Raw genomic sequence first — 20237 nt, forward strand, 5'->3', positions numbered from 1 at the left:
ACAAGTTTGGGGGGAGAGATGTTATGTTTTATCAGAAATTGAAGCGGACACCGGCGCGATAGATGCGGCCCAGCGTGTCGTAGAGCGCCGGGTTGATATCGAGACCGGTGTTGGTCTGGGGCGAGGCAACCGGATCCTTGTCGAACAGATTGTCGACCTTGCCATAGAGGGACACACGGTCGCTGAACTTGAAGGTGGCGCCGATGTCGACATAGAAGGCCCCCTTCATCTTGTTATAGTCGATGGTCGGGTGGTTCGCGGTCGAGGTCGGGCAGGACGACTGGCAGACGACATATTGGTTGCCGAAGGTGCCGTCGCTGATCCAGCGTTCCTGCACCGTCAGGCTGAATTTGCCGCTGTCATAGGTCTGCACCGCCAGCCATTTCCAGTCGGGGGTGTTGCCGTTGTTGGCGCCGGCCTGATCGACCGGATCGACACCGGCAATGCCCGCCTCCACAATGAACTTGCGGATATGGGTGCCGAGCGCGCGGACGGTGAAGTTGCCCGGCAGGCCGAGCGGTTGCTGCCACTGATAGCTCGCCTCGATATCGAAGCCGCTGGTCCGCCAGGAGGCAAGGTTGAACGGCTGGACATTGATATAGTTGAGGCTGGGATTGGCATTGTCGAGGCTGAAGCCGCCACAGAAGGCCTGATTGCCATCATAGCAGAACTGGACGATCTGCTGCGCCGACAGGCTGGAGACGACGCCCTTCAGCTTGATGTCATAATAGTCGAATGACAGGCTGAGGCCCGGCAGCCAGGAGGGGCGCGCCAGCACGATACCGATTTCGGTGTTGCGGGCGATTTCGGGCTTCAGATTGGGGTTGCCGATGGTGTTCTGGAATGCCTGAACCGCTGCGCCCTGGAAGGGATCGCTGAAGTTCGGCAGGGTCGTGACGGTCGGCGCAGCGAACAGTTCCGACAGGTTGGGTGCCCGGACGTCGCGCGAGGTGACGGCGCGCAGGCGGATGCCGTCGAGTGGCGTGTCCCAGGTACCGCCGACCTTCCAAGCCCAGACCGTGCCCGATGTGCTGTAATGGGTGCCACGGCCCGCTGCGTTCAGGTTGGCGCGGCCGACCGCTTCGCTGTCGAACAGCGGCATGTCGATTTCCACGAAGCCTTCATAGACTTCATATTTGCCGCGACCGTTCTTGTAGTTGCCGGCTGCCCAGTTGCTGCCCTGTGCGCCATTGAGCAGCGGGTCGGCGGGATAATCGGCGCTGTTCGGGCTGAGATCGGACACGCCCGCGCCATAGGGATCGGCATTCACACGGTAGAATTCGCGGCGATATTCGGCGCCGAAGGCGACCGAGAGCGGGCCTGCCCACAATTCCACCGGATTGCCCGAGAAGTTGAGGCTCGCGACGTCCTGGGTCAGCTTGGTGTGCTGGAACGGGCCATTGTCATGCGGCGCGACATAGGCGAGCGCGGCGGCCGAGGGGGTGAAGCCACCGAAGATGTTGATCGGCTGGCAACCGAGCGCGCGGGCGGCCGGATCGGCGCAGACGATCGCGCCGTTGAGGGTGATCGCATTGGCCGCCGCAGCATAGCGGTTCTGCAGCACGATATCCTTCACCCGGATGTCCGAGATGGTGATGCCATGCTCATAATAGGCGTCATAATTCCAGTCGGTGCCGGCCGCGCCGAACTTGCCCTTGGCACCGGCGACGAAGCGATATTGCTTGCGATCGGTATAGACCTGCGGATCGGGGAAGGCGGCGTTGGACGAACCGAAGCCGAAGGAGGTGATGCCGGCGGTGGCGCACTGGTCACGCACCGACTGGGGCAGATAGGGGTTGGAACATTGGACGGTCAGGTTGGCGCGGCCATAGCCGGGGCTAGGCTGGTTGTTGGTCTTCACCTGCGCGACATTGACCGTGACATAGGCTTCGTTGTTGTCGGCGAAATCATAGCCGATCCGGCCATAGCCGTTGATGCGTTCCAGCGAGGATTTGAGCGAGGCGCCCGAGCCGGGTGCGCCCGACAGGTCGCCGCCCTCGCAGAAGCTGTTGCCGCGATAGCAGTTGGTGACCGCGCCGGTGCCGGTCGGCGTGCCGTTCGAGCCATAGTTGAACTGATAGGGATTGCCATTCTGGTCGAAGGCGATGCCCTGCAGCGGGCCATTGTTGATCAGGCCGTAGCGGGCATATTGATAGGGCTGGGCATAATCGCGGTAATTATATTGCGGCAGGCCATTGTTGGTCTGGCCGGTGTTCATCAGCGTGGTGGCGCGATACCAGTTGCGGCTGCCCGCGAGATCGGTGCCGAAGTCGCCGGCGCCCACGCCGCCTTCATGGTCATATTCGCCGCTGACCACGACATGCAGACGATCGTCCATGAAGGATTTGCCATAGGCGGCCTGGACCAGCGCGGTTTCGTCATCGCCATATTTGGTGATGCTGCCCAGGATATTGCCCTTGAAGCCTTCGAAATGAGTGTCGGTGATGAAGTTGACCACGCCGCCGACCGCGTCCGAGCCGTAGGAGGCCGAGGCACCGCCGGTGACGACGTCGACGCGCTTCACCAGCAGCTGCGGGAACATGGAAATGTCGGGCACGCCGGTGACATTGGCGCCAACGACGCGCTGGCCGTCGAGCAGGGTCAGGGTGCGGATCGCGCCCAGGCCACGCAGCGAGAAGGAGCTGAGGCCCTGCTGGCCGCTGGACGTGGAGAAGGTGCCGGTGGCGGCGCCGGTCGAGCCCTGGAGCGAGGGCAGCTGGGCGATGGTGTTGAAGATGTTGGGCTGGGCGTTGTTGGCGATCTGCTCCTCACCGATGACGGTGGTGGGCGTCGGCGCATTGAAGCCGCTGGTGGTGATGCGCGATCCGGTGACGATGATGTCGGCGCTCTGTGCGGCCGGCGCATCGCTCGTCTGGGCCTGCGGCGCGGGTTCGGCCGCCGGTTCGGTCTGCGCCTGGGCGGTGCCGGCCAGCGCCATGATGGCGACGGCGGCCAGGCTGACGCCCGCCATATGCCGATGGATTGCGATCTGCACGTTCATTCCTCTTCCCCTCTTGTCACCAGGCGCCCTCCCGGCGTCGGCGCGCCCATGGCGGGCTATTGTGTGAGTATTAATCCCGAGCGGTCGCCACCGCACTTACGACATAGGTCGTAGGCGGCGGTGAACCGTCGCTTTTTCAGGGCTTTGCGGCGTAAAGCGCGTGGTGCGTCAGGATGAAAAGCGTGCGCTTGTCGGGGCCGCCGAACAGGATCTGGAGCGGCCGGTCGGGCACGTCGATGCGGCCAGATTCCTTGCCGTCGGGGCCGTAGACGAAGATCTGGCCATTGGCGACGAATACCCTGCCCTGCCCGTCCACCGCGACGCTCTCGCCACCGCGATTGGCGAAGGGTTTGAGGCCGGTCAGCGTGCCGCCCGGCCCCACCGTGCCGCTATAGGTGATATTCTCCGACCCGTTGGTGACGAACAGCCGATCCCCGATCTTGCCGGAGACGAAGCCATTGGCGTTGAGGCCATCGGACCAGCGCCAGCCGGTATGATCGATCGGCCCCTGCTGCCAGACGCGGAAGGCCGGCAGGGACAGGCTGCCGTCGGGTGAGACATATTCCTTGGCCTTGGGCGTGCCGACGTCACGGGCGAACATTTCGGCCAGCGTCGTGAACTCGTAGGTCTTGGGGTCGAGCTGGTCGCGAAACTCGCCATTATTCCACCAGTTGACCGGCAGCAGCGTCTTGGCCGCGCCAGAGCTGCGCACCGGGGTCGGCTGGATCAGCGTCAGCGCGTCCTTTGGACCGGCGGGGTCGAACGAATAGGCGCCCCCCTTCGCGCCGAGCGAGGACAGGACCATGACATGACCCGAAGCGTCGATGGCCAGATTGACCGGATCGAGCGCATGGTCGCGAACGATCTCCAGCCCCTTGCCCTCGCTCCAGCGGTGGATGCGCTGGAAGCGGCGGTCGATGAAATAGAGCTGCCCTTGCGCGTCCACAGCCGCGCCGGAGATCGACCAGAAGCCATCCTCCAGCTTCTCGACCTTCGTGCCCGAAGGCGCGACCGCAGGGACCGCGCTGCCGGCCGGGCCGATATCCAGCGCGGCAAACTCGCGCTCGCGCACCAGCAGCTTGCGGCTGACATCCTCGATCGCATTGTCGAACGGATATTTGCTGGCGCGCAGGAAGGTGCCGCAGCCTTCATCGTCGCAGGTGGCATAGCCGCTCTCGCCATTCACATGGACGTTGCGGAAGCGGATATTGCCGGAGTTGGTGATCTTCACCGCGCTCTTTTCCGGCGCATAGGTCCGGGTGACGCGATAGCCATGATAGTTGGCGAACAGCAGGTTGCTGGAGTTGCGGATATCGAGCGAGATGGCGTCGGGGCCGTCATCCACTTCCTGCTCGGTCTGGGGCGCCAGGAACTCCCAGTTGCGCACATTGTCGAGCACAATCTCGTTGCGGGCATGATGTTCGACCGACATTTCATAGACATGGCCGGGCGTATCGGTGTCGGTGATGTAGAAGCCCGCCTGGGCAAAGCTGTTGGGGCTCCACACGTCAGCGAAGGTGCCGCCGCCGCCGTCCGTCACCCAGATGCTGGGATATTGGGCGTCGAGCCGGCTGTCGGTGACCGGATCGCCGGTGTTGACGCGCAGCGTGCCGAGCATCTTGCCATCGGCAGTGGGCGTGCCGCCACCGCCCATTATCTTGACGTCCTCGACCAGGCTCTGTTCGCCCGATCGCCAGAGCAGGGCGGAGGCGCGCGGGTTCACCCGGCCGGTGAAGAGGCCGAGGCCGGAGAGGATATTGTCGCCGCCCTTGCGGCTTTCGAGGATCGGCAGGACGGCGCCGAGGCCGGCATGTTTGGGGTTATTGTCGGGAATGAAGAGCTGGGTGATAGCCGGGTGCAGGCCGATCAGGATACTGTCCGGGCGCAGGGTCAGCCTGTCCGTCACCTTGTAGAAGCCGGTCGGGAAATAGAGGATGCGGTTGGCGTCGATCGCCTTTTGCAGGGCGGCGGTGTCGTCCGCCTTGCCGTCGCCGACTGCGCCCAGGGTGCGGACATTGACCCACTGCTCCATCGGCGGCAGGTCGCGGATCGCGGACGCGCGGGGCGCCGGCATGGCGGAGAGCGGCTGGATGTCGGCGGTGGTGGCATAATCGCCCGTGTGGCCGAGTGCCGGGACGGCGAGGCCATAGGAGAAATTGGCGACCTTATAGGTCTTGCCCTTGCCGTCGATCGTCCTGCCGCTGTCGCGGAAGCGGGCGAAGACCGGGCTGTTGACCGCCAGCGCATTATCGAAGCCGACCTGGGTGAAGACATTCTTCTCGTTCGAGATGACGACCCCGGCCCTGGACACATTTTCGAACCGGACATCCTTGCCCCAGAGGCTGTCGCTGTAGCCCCGGTCGATCTCGATCCCGACCGGCGTGTTCTTGATCGCGACATTGACGAGGGTAAGGTCGACCTCATGCTCGCGGATGGCGGCGTCGCGCTGGCCGTCGAAGCTGGAGTCCAGCAGGGTGAACTGCCAGGCGGGCGAGGTCTTTTCGGTGACGATGCCATAGCGACCGCCCTGAAAATGGACATTCTCGATCACGTTGCCGGCCTGATAGACGCCGGCGAAGGCGGTGCCGAGGCGGAATTCCATATGGCTGAGGAAGGCATGCTGGGCCATGCGGAAGCGCACGCCAGCGGCGGCCGGATTGCCCGCGCCGATCTCGATATCGACATTGCTCATCGACGAATAGAAGGTGCCCGAATTGGCGTCGCGAACGATCTTGTCGCGGGGCACGACCGTCGGCACCGGGACCGGCACCTTGCCAACCTGATATTGATCGCCGCCAGCGAAGATCACCATGGTCGACACGCCCTGCTGAAAGCCCGGCGTGTTGGCACCGAGCAACAGCACCGGCCGGGTCGGGCCGACGCCATAGACGCGCACGCCCGCCGGCACGATCAGCGAGCGGGTGATGCGATAGGTGCCCGACGGCAGGAAGACGATGCCATGGCCGGTCGCGTCGCGGGCCTGGTCGAGCGCCTGCTGGATCGCGGCGCTGTCATCGGCACGGCCATCGCCGACCGCCTTCACCGTCACCGCATGGGGCTCGGCCGGCGCGACCGGGAAGACCGAGGTCGTCGCGGCAAAGGCCGGTACCCCGATGCTTGTTGCCGCCAGCAAAGCCGCGATCATGCTGCGTCCGATCATGTCCGCCTCCCATCCTCATTTTTATAGATGGTGCATGGCTAGGGGAGCGGTCGCGGCTTGGCACTTGCGACAAAGGTCGTAGTTTTCCTGTGGGGTGACGCGGCCTTATAGCGGGAAGACCGATCCCCCTGCCCCAGCGACCAAGGACGCCCGCTTGCCGATTTTCGCCGACCCTGCCCCCATTTCGCCCAAAGCCGTGGGACGCGCCGTCATCGTCATGGGGGTGAGCGGCTGTGGCAAGTCGACGCTGGGCGCGATGCTGGCGCAGGCGCTGGACTGCCCGTTCCTGGAGGGCGACATCTATCATTCGGCGGCGGCGGTGGAGAAGATGCGCGGCGGGCAGGCGCTGACCGACGATGATCGCTGGCCCTGGCTCGACCGGCTGGGCGCGGCGATCGCGGGCACGGTGGCGGCGCAGGGCGTGGCGGTGGCGGCCTGCTCCGCATTGAAGCGCACCTATCGCGACCGGCTGCGCGCGGCGATCGGCGTGCCGGTGCATTTCATCCTGCTCGACAATGACCGCGACGAACTGCTGGCGCGGCTGGGCAACCGGCCGGGCCATTATATGCCCGCCAGCCTGCTCGACAGCCAGCTCGCCACGCTGGAACCGCCGCTGCCCGAGGAAGGGGCGATGATCCTGACCACCAATGTCCCGGCGACCGAGCTGCGCGACCGGGCCCTGACCTGGCTGGGATCTGGCCTGGCTGGGATAGGGTCACACCGACGCGACAGTTGAAAGTTCATAGTGTCGATAGCCAGCAATGGCGGGCCGAAAATGGGCGTAATGCGCCTGTCACGCGCCGACGAAGCGACAGGGACGCGACACTGACGCTCCTTTGACGCGACAGTCAGGCGACAGTGAAGCGACAGCAAGGCGACAGTCGGACCGGCGCCGGGCGGCGCGCGCGACGCCGAATAACGAACCGGCGAAAGGCGTGATGGCGGAAGAATGGCCTGTTCCATCCGGCAGGATAGATCAGAGAAAGACCGAATAGGAAAGCGCCGCCAGACGAGCGCAGGCGACCAATGTCGGACATTCCTCCCCGGAACGGGGAGGTGGCAGCGCGAAGCGCTGACGGAGGGGCAGGAGCCTATTAGTGCTGCGCTATTGGGCTTGTGCCCCTCCACCGCCTGCGGCGGTCCCCCTCCCCAAGCAAGCTTGGGGAGGAATTGGGTCGCGTGCGGCTTAGCGATAGCGGCCCATCGTCACCTTGAGCCAGACCGGCTTGTCGATGATGTTGAGGCCATAATCAGTCTGGTCGCCGTTCCAGACGCGGTCGAAGACCCAGTTGTCGCCCTCGAAATGGCCTTCCTCGACCTTGACGATCATGCCGTTGGCCGGGGCGCCTTCGCGCGCGCCGAACTGAACGCGGACATGATCGCCGGTGAAGAGAAATTCATTGGCCGAAAGCTGCGCCACGACCATGCCGCCGACCATCGCCTTGTCCCAGGCCGGGGTGTCGGCATTGGGGAACCATTCGCGCTGGCCGAACTGCCACTGGCCAAAGCTGGCCGTCACCGTCCAGTCGCCCATGGTGGTGCTGAGCGGCGTGCCGTCGTCCGGCCGCGCCGCGCCCCAGGTCGGGTGGGCGAAGGCAATCTTCGCCCAGGGACGCATGGCCGCGCCGAGTACGCCGAATTTCGAGGCGAAGGCGTGGATGGTCGCATCGTCGAAGCTCTTGGCGCCGAGCGGATAGTTGAAATAGTCGGCATCATCCATGCCGAAGGGCGCGAAGCCGATCGCGCCGCGCCCCAGCGCCGACCAGAAATAGCGGGCATATTCGGCGGCATTGCCGATTTCCGGCACCATCAGCGCGTTGTCGGGCCGGGTATAGAGGTCGAGATGCTTGAAGACGTTGCGGCTGCCCCGGTCATAAATGTCGGGCGCGGCGAGATCGAGCGAGGGGGCCGCAGCCTTCCAGATGTCGATCACGTCGCCCTGCGGACCGCCGCTCGACACGGTCATCGGATCGACCGGCTTATAGGGATCGGTCAGCGAGGCGTTCACATACATGGGCAGCGGCTTGATCGCCTTGCCGGCCTTGGCCAGTTCCTCGATATAGCGGGCGGTGTACCAGCTGTTGAAAGTGCGGTCGGCGGTGTCGCCGAACACGCTCTTCCAGCTGCCCGCAGGCTTCTTGAGCGCACGGGTCAGTTCGGCCGGGACCGGGCCGTCGAACAGTTTCTGCGCGGTGGCGCTGAAGTCGCGGGGATTCTGGTAGCTGCCGACCTCATTTTCGGGCTGCACCATGATGACCGTATTCTGCGCATCATGATCGCGCACATAGGTCATGAGCTTCAAAAAGGCGCGCTTGTCCGCCGCCAGCGTGGCCGCGCCATGGGGCGAAAGCACGCCATGATCCTTGCCATCGGCGGTCTTCATGCGCGGGAAGCGGCGATTGTCGAGCTTCACCCAGTCGGGGGTATAGGCAAGGCCGGTATTCTTCCAGGCGCCGAACCAGAGGAGGACGATGCGCTTGTCATGGGCGCGCGCCTCGTCGAGCAGGGTCTGGACGAAGCTATAGTCGAACTCGCCTTCCTTGGGCTCAAGCTGCTCCCAGGCGACCGGCACTTCCACCGTATTGGCATGGATGCTGTCGAGCCGGTCCCAGACCTGCTTCAGGGGGGCGGCATAATTGCTGCTGTTATTGACCTGGCCACCCAGCATCAGGAAGGGCGCGCCATCGACGATCAGGGCGTGGCGGCCATTCTTGCTCTCGATATGCGGCACTTGGCTGCCATTCTGGGCGAGCGCGGGGGTGGCGAGCAGCATGGCGCCCGTGAGCAGGGGAAGAAGATTGCGCATCAGATCGGGTCTCTCAGGGCTGTTCGTCTAGGGAAAATATGCGGGTGGCGGCGGTCCATTTGGCGCCGGGGACGGACCAGGGCAACGGCCGCTGGACGCCGTCCATCTGCGCTTCCCAGGCCTGCACCGCCGGATCGGCGGCGTCGGCCGCCGCCTTGGCCGCCGGGTCGAAATCCGGGCCGGTCTCCATCAGCATGACCAGCCGGTTGCCGCTGCGATAGATATCCATCGCCCGGACATCGGCGGCACGGATGCTGGCGCCGATGTCCGGCGGCAGTGCGCCGGACGCATGCCAAGCCTCATATTGGGCGATGGCGGCCGCATCGTCGGCCAGGTCGATCAGCAACACATGACGCATCACATCACCCAGCCGCCGTCGATCACATGGACCGCGCCGGTGGTGAAGGCGGCATCGTCGCTGGCGAGATAGAGGACCAGGCCGGCAATCTCCTCCGCCTTGCCGAGGCGTCCCATCGGCTGGCGCGCGACGAAGGCGGTCTGGGCGGCTTCATAATCGCCGGTGTCGTGCAGCCGCTGTTGCAGCGAAGGCGTGTCCACGGTGCCGGGGCAGATGCAGTTGCAGCGAATGCCCTGCCCGACGAAATCGGCGGCGACCGCCTTGGTCAGGCCGATCACGCCCGCCTTGGTCGCGCCATAGGCGAAGCGGTTGGGGATGCCCTTCACCGAGCTGGCGATGGAGGACATGTTGACGATCGCGCCCGCGCCCTTTTCCACCATGCCCGGCAGGAAGGCCGAAATGGTGTGATATTGGGCGGTCATGTTGAGCGCGACGGCAAAGTCCCAGTCGGACTGGCTGCATTCGAGGATATTGCCGGCATGGACGACGCCGGCAATGTTAGCGAGGATGTCGATCGGGCCGATGTCAGCGGCCAGCGCGCGCACGGCGGCGCCGTCAGTGACGTCGAGGGCAAGGCGCTCGCAGCCCTCCAGCCCGTCAAGCGCATCGAGATCGCGGTCGGTGGCGAAGACGCGGGCGCCCTCCGCCACGAAACGCTCGACCGAGGCACGGCCGATGCCGCGGGCAGCGGCGGTGATGAGCGCGGTCTTGCCGGCGAGGCGGCCGTTGCGCGAGGCGCTCATGCGCGCGCCACCATCGGCAGACATTCGGGACCGATGGGATCGAAAGCCTTGTAGGTCAAAATAAACTCCTGATGGCCCAGTTGTTCGGAAAGGCTGCGCTCGCCCGCCGCGACGGCGAGGATGGCATCATAGATTTCCTGGCCGACCTGATCGAGGGTCGCTTCCCCCTCCAGGATGCGGCCGGCATTGACGTCCATGTCGGCGGCCAAGCGGCGGCCGGTTTCGGGATTGGCGCAGATCTTGATGACCGGCGAGATCGCCGATCCGACCACCGATCCGCGCCCGGTGGTGAACAGGGTGACATGCGCGCCACAGGCGATCAGCTCCACGATCTCGGCATTGTCGGAGATGTTGGGGAAGCCGAAGCGCGGCTCGCCATCGGGCACGACGTCGAGCAGATAGAGGCCGCCCATCGGGGGGATATCGCCCGGCTTCAATATGCCGTCGATCCGCGAGCTGCCCGACTTGCTGTAGGCGCCCATGGATTTTTCCTCCTGGGTGGTGAGGCCGCCTTCGGCATTGCCCGGCGCGAAGCTGCCAAAGCCCATGACGGTATAATAGGCCTCCGCCTTCTGCACGCAGGCCTCGATCGCGGCGGCGAGTTCGGGCGTGGCGGCGCGGTCGGCCATGATCTTCTCGCAGCCGACCAGTTCGCCGGTCTCCTCGAAGATGCAGGCCGCCCCTTCCGTCACCAGCCGGTCGAAAGCGCGGCCAACCGCCGGATTGGCGGTGATGCCGCTGGTGCCGTCCGACCCGCCGCAGATGGTGGCGACGACCAGTTCCTCGACGCCCATCGGCACGCGCTCGACAGATGCGATCTGCGCCCGCACCCGATCAACCGCTTCCAGACCGGCGGCGATGGTGGCGGCGGTGCCGCCCTTTTCCTGGATCACCAGCAGTTCGGCCGGGCGGCCGCTCGCTTCCACGACGGCGCGCAGCTTCTCGCGGTTGAAGCTTTCGCAGCCGAGCGAAACGATGACGAGGCCGCCGACATTGGGATGGGTGGCGATCGCCTCCATCACCTTGGCGGCATAGGCATTGGGATAGCAGCCGGGGAAGCCGATCAGTTGGACATCGGGATCATCCGCCTTGTCGACGATGCGGCGCGCGACATGATGCGCACATTCGACCAGATAGGCGACGGCGACGACATTGCGAATGCCCTTGCGCCCGTCGGATCGGAGCCAGCCCTGGATCATGCGCCCTGCTCCAGCGCGGTGCGGGTGTGGCTGCTGATATAATCGCTCTTCATATTGTGCATATGGACCCATTGGCCAGCCGCGACCGGCGCAGTCATCGAGCCGATCGGCGCGCCATATTTGATGACCTTGTCCCCCTGCGCCAGCGCCACACGGGCGATCTTGTGGCCGATCGCGATGCCCTCGCGCGCGGGGATGGTGCCGCCGGCGACGGGCAGGATATCGCCCGCCTCGATCGCGCTGACGCAGATCAGCACATTGTCGTCGGGGTGCAGCAGGATGAGGCGGCTGTCATGTTCAAGCATGGCTGTGGGCCTTGGCAAGAGGATGGGCACGGGCGGCGGCGTCGAGCGCCGGCCAGAGCGTGTCGGGGATGGAGGCGCCCAGGCGGGCGATCGTGTCATGGACCTGATCCGCGCCGACCAGGCCGGGGATCACGGCCATGACCTGCGGGTGGCGCAGCGGAAATTGCAGCGCAGCGGCGGGCAGCGCGACGCCGGCATCGCGGCAGAGCGCCGCCATGGCCTGGGCGCGGGCGAGGATCGCCGGGTCCGGGGCGGCATAGTCGAAATGGAGCGGGCCACTGAGATCGCGGGCGAGGATGCCGCTATTATAGGGGCCGCCGACGATGACCCGCACATCGGCGCTGGCGCAGCGGTCGAGCAGTTCCTCCGCGCCGCGATCGAGCAATGTGTAGCGGCCGGCGATCAGGATGGCGTCCAGTTCCACCCGGTCGAGCAGTTCGTGGCAGATCGCGACCTCGTTCACGCCGATGCCGATCGCGCCGATCGCGCCGGCGTCTTTGAGGTCGCGCATCGCCCGATAGCCGCCGTCGAGAAAGGCGGCAAGATGATCATCATGCGCGTCGCCATGGGTCAGGCGGCCGATATCATGGGCGAGCAGCAGGTCGATGCGATCGCGGCGCAGGCGCTTCTGGCTGCTTTCGAAGGAGCGCAGCACGGCGTCATGGCCATAGTCGAAATGCGGCTCGAACGGGTCGGCGTCGACGAAGCCATGGCGTTCGCCTTGCGCGTCGGTGGGCCGCAGCAGACGGCCGACCTTGGTCGAGACCCGCGCGCTGCCCTGCGGGTCATGGTCGGCGAGCGCCGCGCCCAGCCGCCGTTCGGCAAGGCCAAAGCCATAATGGGGGGCGGTGTCGAAATAGCTTATGCCGGCGGCGAAGGCGGCGTCGAGGGTCGCGCACGCTTCCGCATCGCTGACCACGCGATAGAGATTGCTGATGGGCGCAGTGCCCATGCCCAGGTTGGGGAAATCGATCATGCGGCGGCTCCCTGCGTGACGCGATAGAGGCGGGCGGCATTGTCGGCGAAGACGGCGCGATGGGCCGCCACCGGCACCGAGGCGCGGGCGAGGTCGAGCCAGTCGGCATAATCGGACGCGAGGGTCAGCACCGGCCAGTCGCTGCCCCAGAGCAGGCGATCCGGGCCGAACAGGGCAACCAGTTCGGCGATGAAGGGAGCGGCGGCGCCCTCCCCTACCCCCGGCGCCAGCTCTGTCAGCAGGCCCGACAGCTTGCAGGCGACATTGGGGCAGGCGGCGAGATCGGCCATGGCGGCGCGCCAGTCCGCCGGGATCGCGTCGCCGACAAGCGGCTTGGCAGCGTGATCGATTATGATGCTGAGGTCGGGCTGGCGCCGGGCCAGCCGGGCGAGCGAGGCGAGATGCTGCGGCCGCACCAGTGCGTCGAGCACCAGCCCTTCGCGGGCCAGCGCCGCGAAGCCAGGCGCCAGTGCCGGATCGTCGAAACAGTCGGACGCGCGGCCCTGCATCATCGGGCGGATGCCGACCAGTGGCCCGGCGACCTGCAGCGCGGCGACGCGGGCGGCGACATCGCCGGTGAGGTCAACCCAGCCGATGACGCCGGCGATGCGATCGGTTTCGGCGGCGAGTGACAGCAGCCAATGGGTGTCGGCATCCGATTCCTGGCTCTGCACCAGGATCGCGGCATCGACCTTGTTGGCATCGAGCTGCACGAGCAGATCATCCAGCCCATAGTCGCGATGGATCGCCGGCAGGTCTTCGCCGGGCCAGCTGCAATCGTTGCAGCCAAGCTGCCAGAGATGGACATGGGCGTCGATCATGCCGCCCCGCCCTTGCCGCGCATGCGATGGGCATAGGCCGCGACCAGCAGGAAGCAGAGCGCGGGCACCAGCATTGCGGCGTTGATCGTGCCGGCCATGTCGGAAATCAGGCCCATGAGCGCGGTCAGCACAGCGCCACCAATGATGGCCATGACGATCATCGACGCGCCCGGCTTGGTCAGCGGGCCGAGCCCGTCGAGCGAGAGGACGAAGATGGTCGGATACATGATCGACATGAAGAAGCTGGCGGCCACCAGCGCGACGACGCCGGGCAGGCCGAGCCAGACGCACCCGACCAATGCGAGGCCGAGATTGACGAGCGCGAACAGCCGCATCAGCCGCGCGCCATCGAAGCGGGAGAGCAGCGCCGCACCGGCAAAGCGGCCGGCCATGAACAGGCCGAGCGACAGGGTCAGCAGCCAGGCGGCATGCTGGGCGGTGATGCCCGGCAGCGCGGCCTGCGCATAGCGGATGAGATAGCTCCAGATGCCGACCTGCGCACCGACATAGAAGAATTGGGCGGCGACCCCGGCCAGATAGCGGGGGCGACGCAGCAACTGGCGATAGCCGGCCAGCGGCGAGGTAGCGCCGGCATGGCCCTCCACTGCCGCCTTCGGGAAGGATGTGCGCGCGAGCAGAGCCGCCCAGGCCAGCACGACCAGCGCGATCAGCAGATAGGGCAGGCGCACGGCCGCGGCAGCAGCGGCGCCCTGTGCCGGCGCATCGGACAGGATCAGCGTCGCGCCCAGCGCCACGCCGGTGATCGAGCCGAGCGGATTGAACGCCTGGGCAAGGTTGAGGCGGCGGGCGGCGCCGGCGGCATCTCCCAGCACCGCGACCATCGGATTGGCGGCGGTTTCGAGGAAAGCGAGGCCACTGGCGATCACGAACAGGGCGAACAGGAAGAAGGGATAGCTGACCGCGGCGGAGGCCGGCAGGAACAGCAATGCGCCAAGCGCGAACAGCAGCAGGCCCAGGATCACCGTCGCCTTGTAGCCGAAACGCTGCGCCGTCAGCGCGGCGGGAATGGCGAAGCAGAAATAGCCCAGATAGAAGGCCGACTGGACCAGGCCCGAGGCAAAGTCCGAAAGGGCGAAGGCGTGCCGGAAATGGGCGATCAGCACGTCGTTGAGATTATTGGCAAGGCCCCAGAGGAAGAAGAGGCCGATCGTCAGCATGACCGCCATCTTTGTGGCGCCGCTATCTTCCTGTCTGTCTACCCTGGCATCTGCCTGCATCACCCATCCTCTCTATTGGCGAACATGGCAGGCCCGTCCCTGTTGGGATCGGGCCTGCGCAGTCGGGGGAGGTTATACGCCTCCCATGCGGATCAGTAGGTGATCCGGGCCGTCAGGCTGATGCGACGGTCATTGACCACCACGTCACGCGGACGGCTGTCGATGCCGAAATAGGTCGCACGACGGGTGTTGGTCAGGTTGGTGCCGTCCAGCGCCACCGCGAACTGCGGCGTCACATTATAGCTGATCGACGCGTCGAGCTGACCGAAGGGCTTGTTGAACACCGGCAGGCTGCCGGTGCCGTTGCCCGCCGTGGTCACGACATATTTGCTGCGCCAGTTATAGGCGACGCGGGCCGACAGGCCGCCCTTCTCGTAGATGCCGACGATATTGTAATTATATTTCGACAGCAGTTCGAGCGGAACGTTGGTGACGGGGCCGCTGGTGGCGGGCGACGGTGCCTGCGAGTCCACATAGGTGAAGTTCGCCTGCATGCCGAGGCCGTCGAACGGACCGGGCAGGAAGTCGAAGAACTGCTGATAGGCCAGTTCAAAGCCCTTCACCTTGCCCTTGGCGACATTGCCATAGGACGTCACTTCGTAAGTGTAGGTGTTGCCGTTGTCGAAAGTCACTTCACGGTTGGCGACCGCAGTCTGGATGTAGTTCTTGATATTCTTGTAGAAGGCCGCCGCGGTCAGCGAGCCGGTCCGCGAGAAATACCATTCCAGCGTCGCGTCCAGATTGTCCGACTTCATCGGCTTCAGATACGGGTTGCCGCCGCTGGCCGTGTGAATCTGATTTTGCTGCGCACTACCCGGCTCGGTGATTGTCAGGCTGGGAGCAAGCTGGGTGAAGCTGGGGCGCGAAATATTCTTCGCGGCCGCGAAACGCAGCTGCAGATTATCGGTCAGGTGGACGCGCAGGTTCAGGCTCGGCAGGACCGAGGTATAGTCATCCGACACCGCAATCGGGTTGAACACGGTCGGGCCGTTGGTTTCGGTGCCATCCGGATTCTGGATGATCGTGGTCTGCTGATAAAAGCCCGACACGTCGAGATTGGTGCGGATCACGCGGACGCCGATATTGCCGTCGACCGGATCGGCCTTGAAGAAGGCGGTGGCATAGCCGGTGAAGGTCTTCTGCCGCTGCTGGTTGGTGCCGCTCTGGGTATAGGCCGGCGCGCTGGCAATGCCCAGCGTGTCGAGCGTGTTCTGATAGTTGCGGATGATGCCGCGGTTGAAGGCGATGATGTTGCCGAACAGGTCGGCGTCGCCGCGGAAGAAGTCGCCCAGGTCAACCGTTTCCAGTTCGCTGGGGATGCCCGACAGGCCGGTATAGCGATAGCCGGTGTCGATCGTGCGGTTCTTGCGGTCGGCATAGCGGAAGCCGGCCTTGATCGACGACAGGATGCCGGCATCGAAGCGATATTCGGCGTCGAGGCGCGCGGTCTTGTCCGACGCCTTCGATTCATTGAGGTTATCGAGATAGAAGGCGCTGGTGTAGGTCGCCGGGTTGGTGAGGCCGGTTTCCGAACCGATGTTCACGACCGGGACCGAGCCCGAAATATCCTGATACAGCGTATCGGCGGTGCCATTGAGGCCGAAGATCGAGCGCAGATTCTTGGTCTTGGCATCGACATATTGGCCGTCGGCGGTGATCGTCAGATTGTCGACCGGCTTCCACTTCAGGTTCAGCGAATAGTCCGTCGTGATCGAATGACGGGTCTGGGAGCTGGTGTTGTTGCCGATCGGCACGTTGATGAAGGTGCCGCTCTGGAAATCGCCATTGTCGGCATAGGTGAAGGCCGCGCCCGGCTGAGGCGTAATCGCGACGTCGCCGCTATAGGCGAAGAAGCTGTAATCGTCGTAACGGAACTTGTAATCCGAACGGAAGACTTCGGCGGTCAGTTCCAGCGTGTCGCTGGGACGCCACTGCAGCGCGACATCGGTGCCGAGGCGACGACGATCGCCATAGACTTCGCCGATACCAGTGCCGTGCGGCAGGGTCGTGGTCTGGCCAAGACGACCGAGTTGGACGGCGGTCGCATAATCGACCGGCGAAACGGGATTACCGTTCGCATCAACCGACTGATCAAGCGTGTAGAAGGGCTCAGTCGAGATGGTGTCCTGACGGAAGGCGGTCTTCTGGAACGAGACGCTGGCGAGGATACCGATTTCACCGATGCCGGTGTCCCAGCGGTCGCTGACCATCAACGAGGCCGAAGGCTTGAACTTGTCGGTCAGGTCGAAATAGCTCTGGGTCGCGGTGGCGGCGACCTTCAGACCGTCAAAGTCGAACGGCTTGCGGGTGCGGAAGTTGATCGTGCCCGACAGCTGGTCCTCGATCAGGTCGGCCGACGGGTTCTTGTAGACGTCGATGCCGGCCAGCAGTTCGGACGGAATGTCTTCCAGGCTCAGTTGGTTGGCGCCCGAGGCGGTGAAGATGTCGCGGCCGTTGAGTTCGGTGCGGACCTGGGTCAGGCCGCGGATCGCGACCGAGCTGCCTTCGCCATATTGGCGCTGCACCTGGATACCGGGGATGCGCTGCAGCGCTTCGGCGACGTTCCGGTCGGGCAGCTTGCCAATGTCTTCGGCGACGATCGAGTCGACGATCACGTCGCTGTTGCGCTTGATCGACTGGGCGCTGGAAAGGCTGGCGCGGACACCGGTGACAACGATGCCATCTTCGGACGCAGGAGCATCGCTCGACTGTTCCGCAGCCACATCCTGGGCGTGCGCCTGCACGCTGCACCCCAGCATGACGCTGGCGAGCGAGATACCGGCGAGCAATTCCGCACGCGACGGCACGTTAAAATTCTTGAACATTTGGTCCCTTCCTCTCCCCTGGCCCCTGGTCGGAGCACTGATCGATTCGGCGCCGCGATGCCGCGGCAAAAACATATTCCCCTGCCGTGATATTTCCCTATTGGGAGCGATACCAACGCGGCGCCCTATTACTCTCCGTTTCCAATTTGTGAAATATAAAAATTGATTTCACCTGTAGATGGTGTGTAGGGAAGGACCAACAGATGATGGCGCTACCAAAGGCGAGATAGCGCCCGATTGGTGAGGGGATCGGGATGGAAGGCAAGGCGCGCTACCAAGCGCCGGCCCTGAAGAAAGGGCTGGAAATTCTGGAGCTTCTGGCCGGTTCCAGCGAGCCGCTGATCATGTCCGACATATCTGCCGCGCTTGGCCGGTCGGTCAGCGAGATTTTCCGCATGCTCCAGGTGCTGGAGGAACATGGCTATATCGCCCGCGCCGAGGATGGCTATCGCCTGACCAACCGGCTGTTCACCCTGGGCATGAGCCAGCCGCCGATTCGCGACCTTGCCTCCACCGCCCTGCCGGTGATGCAGGAACTGGCGCGGCAGGCCGGGCAAAGCTGTCATATGGCGGTGGTGTCGGGCGCGGAAATGGTCGTCATCATCGCGATCGAGGCGCCGGGCCTGTCGGGCTTTGCCGTGCGCGTGGGCTATCGCCGGCCGCTGCACCGTTCCAATTCCGGCCGCATCCTGCTCGCCTTCCAGTCGCCCGAAAATCGCGAGGCGATGCTGAAGGACATCCGGGCCAGCGATCCGCAGTTCGAGGAAGGCGACCTGGTCGCGCGGCTGGACGCCGCCGTCGCGGCGGGCGGCGCGGTGTCTCCCAGCCCGATGCTGACCGGCATCACCGACCTGTCCGCACCGATCCTGGTCGGCGGGATCGCCCGCGCATCGCTGACCATGCCCTTCGTCGACGGCGCCGCCAACCGGGCGAGCATCGAGCAGTGCAATGATCTGGTGCGCGGCGCCGCGCAGGCGATCGGCGCAGCCATGTCGCCGATCAAGGATGCGCCGTCCCGCGCCACCGCCATGGAGGAAGAGCAATGACCCTGCTGGATCGCCGCAGCGCGCTGATCGCCGCCGCCGGCCTTGCCGCCCTGCCCGGCCTTGCCGCCGCGCAGACGACGACGGCCGACGAGGTGATCGAACTATGGTCCGGACCGCCGCCCGGCGACACGGGCGCGCAGATCGTCCGCAAGATCGACGACCAGTCGAAAGACCCGGCCAAGCCCGATCGCTGGGTGACGGGGATCGCCCGGCCGGTGCTGGTCGTGCGCCGCCCTGCCCGCCCCAATGGCGCGGCGATGCTGGTAGTGCCGGGCGGCGGCTATGGCTTCCTGTCCTACGACAATGAGGGGACAAGCCAGGCCGCCTGGCTCAACGAACGGGGCATCACCGCCTTCATCCTGCTCTATCGCCTGCCCGGCGAAGGCTGGGCGCAGCGGCAGGATGTGCCGTTGCAGGATGCCCAGCGCGCGATGCGGCTGATCCGCGCGCTGGCTGTCAATTTCGCTGTCGACAAGAGCCGTGTCGGCGTGCTCGGCTTCTCGGCCGGCGGCCATCTGGCGGGATCGCTGGCGACGCGCCATAGCGAGCGCGTCTATGCCCCGGTCGATGCCGCCGATCGCGAAAGCGCGCGCCCCGATGTCGCCGGCCTCATCTATCCGGTGGTCAGCCTCGACGCGCCCTTCACCCATGGCGGGTCGCGCGACATGCTGCTGGGTGAGGGCGCCAGCGCCGACATGCGCCGCGCCCGGTCGGTGGAGATGCGGGTGGACGGCGGTACGTCGCCCATCTTCCTGGTCCATGCCAGCGACGACGGGCTGGTGCCGCCGGCCAACAGCATCGCCCTGTTCCAGGCGATGGAAGCCGCCAGGCGTCCGGTCGCGCTCCATATTTTCGAGGATGGCGGCCATGGTTTCGGCACGCGCCTGCCCAGGACGATGCAGGCGTCGGCCTGGCCCGGCCTGTTCATGACATTCGCCGCCAAGCAGGGATTGCTGGCGCAATGAAGACAGCGCTGTCGATAGGCCTGCTCGCGCTTGTCGCAAGCGCTGCGTCCGCGGCACCGGACTCCTATCAAAGCTCGCCCGAACGCCGCACCGTCGCGGACAAGGATTGGGGGCCATGGCTTGGCCCGTTCCGCGCGAAACTGGTGCCCAGCCTGATGCAGGATTTTGGCGAACGCTATCTTTACGCCCCGGCCAATGCCGCGCTGCCCGCGCCGAAACCTGGCGAGCAGCGCGTCGTGTTTCTGGGCGATTCCATCACCGATCGCTGGAACCTGGCGGCCAGCTTCCCCGGCGAGCCCTATGTCAATCGCGGCATCGGCAGCCAGGTGACGGCGCAGATGCTGCTGCGCTTCCATCAGGATGTCGTGGCGCTGAAGCCGAAGGTCGTGGTGATCCTGTCCGGCATCAATGATGTCCAGGGCTTCCTGCAACAGGAAACACCCAAACAGATCGAGGCCAACTGGGAAGCGATGGCCGACATCGCCACCGCCCATCATATCAAGGTCGTGTTCGGATCGATCCTGCCGGTCAACAACTACACGGATGCGGCGAAGGATGTCGTGGCGGAGCGCAAGCCGGCCGAACTGGTCGCGCTCAACCAGTGGCTGCGTGCCTATTGCGCGCAGCATGGCCATGTCTTTGCCGATTATCATGCCGCGATGGTCGACCAGAATGGCCTGATAGCCGCCGCCTATACCCAGGACGGCGTCCATCCGCTGAACAATGGCTATGCCGTGATGGCGCCAATCGCCGCCAGGGCGATCGCGCAGGCGCTAGGAACAAGGAAATGAGGA

15 protein-coding genes are annotated in these 20237 nt (G+C 65.1%); 4 read left to right on the forward strand and 11 right to left on the reverse strand.

Going from position 1 to position 20237, the window contains the following annotated elements:
• Nucleotides 1-31: 31 nt before the first annotated feature.
• On the reverse strand, nt 32-3001 hold the full coding sequence (locus tag HH800_RS17035; protein WP_169861792.1) for a TonB-dependent receptor plug domain-containing protein: 2970 nt from the start codon (nt 2999-3001) through the stop codon (nt 32-34).
• A gap of 136 nt (nt 3002-3137) precedes the next feature.
• Nucleotides 3138-6161: a glycosyl hydrolase family 28-related protein gene (locus HH800_RS17040; protein WP_169861793.1), complete on the reverse strand. Its 3024-nt coding sequence runs from the start codon at nt 6159-6161 to the stop codon at nt 3138-3140.
• 154 nt (nt 6162-6315) lie between these two features.
• Between HH800_RS17040 and HH800_RS17045 the strand changes: the two genes are divergently transcribed.
• Nucleotides 6316-6897, forward strand: coding sequence for a gluconokinase (locus HH800_RS17045; protein WP_169861794.1), 582 nt, complete (start codon nt 6316-6318; stop codon nt 6895-6897).
• A 450-nt stretch (nt 6898-7347) separates the two neighbouring features.
• On the opposite strand, the gene HH800_RS17050 is transcribed toward HH800_RS17045, so the two are convergent.
• From HH800_RS17050 to HH800_RS17090, 9 genes are all read right to left on the reverse strand, one after another.
• Nucleotides 7348-8967, reverse strand: a complete 1620-nt coding sequence (locus tag HH800_RS17050) for a DUF5597 domain-containing protein (RefSeq protein WP_169861795.1) — start codon at nt 8965-8967, stop codon at nt 7348-7350.
• Nucleotides 8968-8980: 13 nt separating this feature from the next.
• Nucleotides 8981-9325 carry an L-rhamnose mutarotase gene (locus HH800_RS17055; RefSeq protein WP_125997480.1) on the reverse strand — a complete coding sequence of 115 codons (345 nt, stop codon included), beginning with the start codon at nt 9323-9325 and terminating at the stop codon, nt 8981-8983.
• Entirely contained in the window at nt 9325-10092 is a 768-nt protein-coding gene (locus HH800_RS17060) for an SDR family oxidoreductase (protein WP_169861796.1), read from the reverse strand. The genes HH800_RS17055 and HH800_RS17060 overlap by 1 nt, the downstream gene beginning before the upstream one ends.
• Complete coding sequence (locus tag HH800_RS17065; protein WP_169861797.1) at nt 10065-11267, reverse strand: UxaA family hydrolase; 1203 nt, start codon at nt 11265-11267, stop codon at nt 10065-10067. The genes HH800_RS17060 and HH800_RS17065 overlap by 28 nt, the downstream gene beginning before the upstream one ends.
• Nucleotides 11264-11572, reverse strand: a complete 309-nt coding sequence (locus HH800_RS17070; RefSeq protein WP_037520171.1) for a UxaA family hydrolase — start codon at nt 11570-11572, stop codon at nt 11264-11266. The genes HH800_RS17065 and HH800_RS17070 overlap by 4 nt, the downstream gene beginning before the upstream one ends.
• Nucleotides 11565-12548, reverse strand: coding sequence for an aldo/keto reductase (locus HH800_RS17075; RefSeq protein ID WP_169861798.1), 984 nt, complete (start codon nt 12546-12548; stop codon nt 11565-11567). Before HH800_RS17075 ends, HH800_RS17070 begins: the two co-directional genes overlap by 8 nt.
• Nucleotides 12545-13369 carry an amidohydrolase family protein gene (locus tag HH800_RS17080; RefSeq protein ID WP_169861799.1) on the reverse strand — a complete coding sequence of 275 codons (825 nt, stop codon included), beginning with the start codon at nt 13367-13369 and terminating at the stop codon, nt 12545-12547. Before HH800_RS17080 ends, HH800_RS17075 begins: the two co-directional genes overlap by 4 nt.
• Nucleotides 13366-14607 carry an L-fucose:H+ symporter permease gene (fucP, locus tag HH800_RS17085; protein WP_169861800.1) on the reverse strand — a complete coding sequence of 414 codons (1242 nt, stop codon included), beginning with the start codon at nt 14605-14607 and terminating at the stop codon, nt 13366-13368. Before fucP ends, HH800_RS17080 begins: the two co-directional genes overlap by 4 nt.
• A gap of 92 nt (nt 14608-14699) precedes the next feature.
• Nucleotides 14700-17432 carry a TonB-dependent receptor gene (locus HH800_RS17090; RefSeq protein WP_169861801.1) on the reverse strand — a complete coding sequence of 911 codons (2733 nt, stop codon included), beginning with the start codon at nt 17430-17432 and terminating at the stop codon, nt 14700-14702.
• 254 nt (nt 17433-17686) lie between these two features.
• Here HH800_RS17090 and HH800_RS17095 point away from each other — a divergent pair, with 254 nt between their 5' ends.
• The 3 genes from HH800_RS17095 to HH800_RS17105 are packed head-to-tail and all read left to right on the forward strand — an operon-like array spanning nt 17687 to nt 20234.
• Nucleotides 17687-18478 carry an IclR family transcriptional regulator gene (locus HH800_RS17095; protein WP_169861802.1) on the forward strand — a complete coding sequence of 264 codons (792 nt, stop codon included), beginning with the start codon at nt 17687-17689 and terminating at the stop codon, nt 18476-18478.
• The gene (locus tag HH800_RS17100; protein WP_169861803.1) at nt 18475-19443 is read left to right on the forward strand and encodes an alpha/beta hydrolase; all 969 of its coding nucleotides are present in this window, start codon (nt 18475-18477) and stop codon (nt 19441-19443) included. The genes HH800_RS17095 and HH800_RS17100 overlap by 4 nt, the downstream gene beginning before the upstream one ends.
• Nucleotides 19440-20234: a GDSL-type esterase/lipase family protein gene (locus HH800_RS17105; protein WP_169861804.1), complete on the forward strand. Its 795-nt coding sequence runs from the start codon at nt 19440-19442 to the stop codon at nt 20232-20234. The genes HH800_RS17100 and HH800_RS17105 overlap by 4 nt, the downstream gene beginning before the upstream one ends.
• Nucleotides 20235-20237 lie beyond the last annotated feature (3 nt).

It is taken from the genome of Sphingobium yanoikuyae (assembly GCF_013001025.1).
Lineage (GTDB): Bacteria > Pseudomonadota > Alphaproteobacteria > Sphingomonadales > Sphingomonadaceae > Sphingobium > Sphingobium yanoikuyae_A.

Bases quoted from the DNA above. Each gene is read 5' to 3' on its own strand.
- HH800_RS17035 (WP_169861792.1), bottom strand. From the start codon at position 3,001: ATGAACGTGCAGATCGCAATCCATCGGCATATGGCGGGCGTCAGCCTG.
- HH800_RS17040 (WP_169861793.1), bottom strand. From the start codon at position 6,161: ATGATCGGACGCAGCATGATCGCGGCTTTGCTGGCGGCAACAAGCATC.
- HH800_RS17050 (WP_169861795.1), bottom strand. From the start codon at position 8,967: ATGCGCAATCTTCTTCCCCTGCTCACGGGCGCCATGCTGCTCGCCACC.
- HH800_RS17055 (WP_125997480.1), bottom strand. From the start codon at position 9,325: ATGCGTCATGTGTTGCTGATCGACCTGGCCGACGATGCGGCCGCCATC.
- HH800_RS17060 (WP_169861796.1), bottom strand. From the start codon at position 10,092: ATGTCTGCCGATGGTGGCGCGCGCATGAGCGCCTCGCGCAACGGCCGC.
- HH800_RS17065 (WP_169861797.1), bottom strand. From the start codon at position 11,267: ATGATCCAGGGCTGGCTCCGATCCGACGGGCGCAAGGGCATTCGCAAT.
- HH800_RS17070 (WP_037520171.1), bottom strand. From the start codon at position 11,572: ATGCTTGAACATGACAGCCGCCTCATCCTGCTGCACCCCGACGACAAT.
- HH800_RS17075 (WP_169861798.1), bottom strand. From the start codon at position 12,548: ATGATCGATTTCCCCAACCTGGGCATGGGCACTGCGCCCATCAGCAAT.
- HH800_RS17080 (WP_169861799.1), bottom strand. From the start codon at position 13,369: ATGATCGACGCCCATGTCCATCTCTGGCAGCTTGGCTGCAACGATTGC.
- fucP (WP_169861800.1), bottom strand. From the start codon at position 14,607: ATGCAGGCAGATGCCAGGGTAGACAGACAGGAAGATAGCGGCGCCACA.
- HH800_RS17090 (WP_169861801.1), bottom strand. From the start codon at position 17,432: ATGTTCAAGAATTTTAACGTGCCGTCGCGTGCGGAATTGCTCGCCGGT.
- HH800_RS17095 (WP_169861802.1), top strand. From the start codon at position 17,687: ATGGAAGGCAAGGCGCGCTACCAAGCGCCGGCCCTGAAGAAAGGGCTG.
- HH800_RS17100 (WP_169861803.1), top strand. From the start codon at position 18,475: ATGACCCTGCTGGATCGCCGCAGCGCGCTGATCGCCGCCGCCGGCCTT.
- HH800_RS17105 (WP_169861804.1), top strand. From the start codon at position 19,440: ATGAAGACAGCGCTGTCGATAGGCCTGCTCGCGCTTGTCGCAAGCGCT.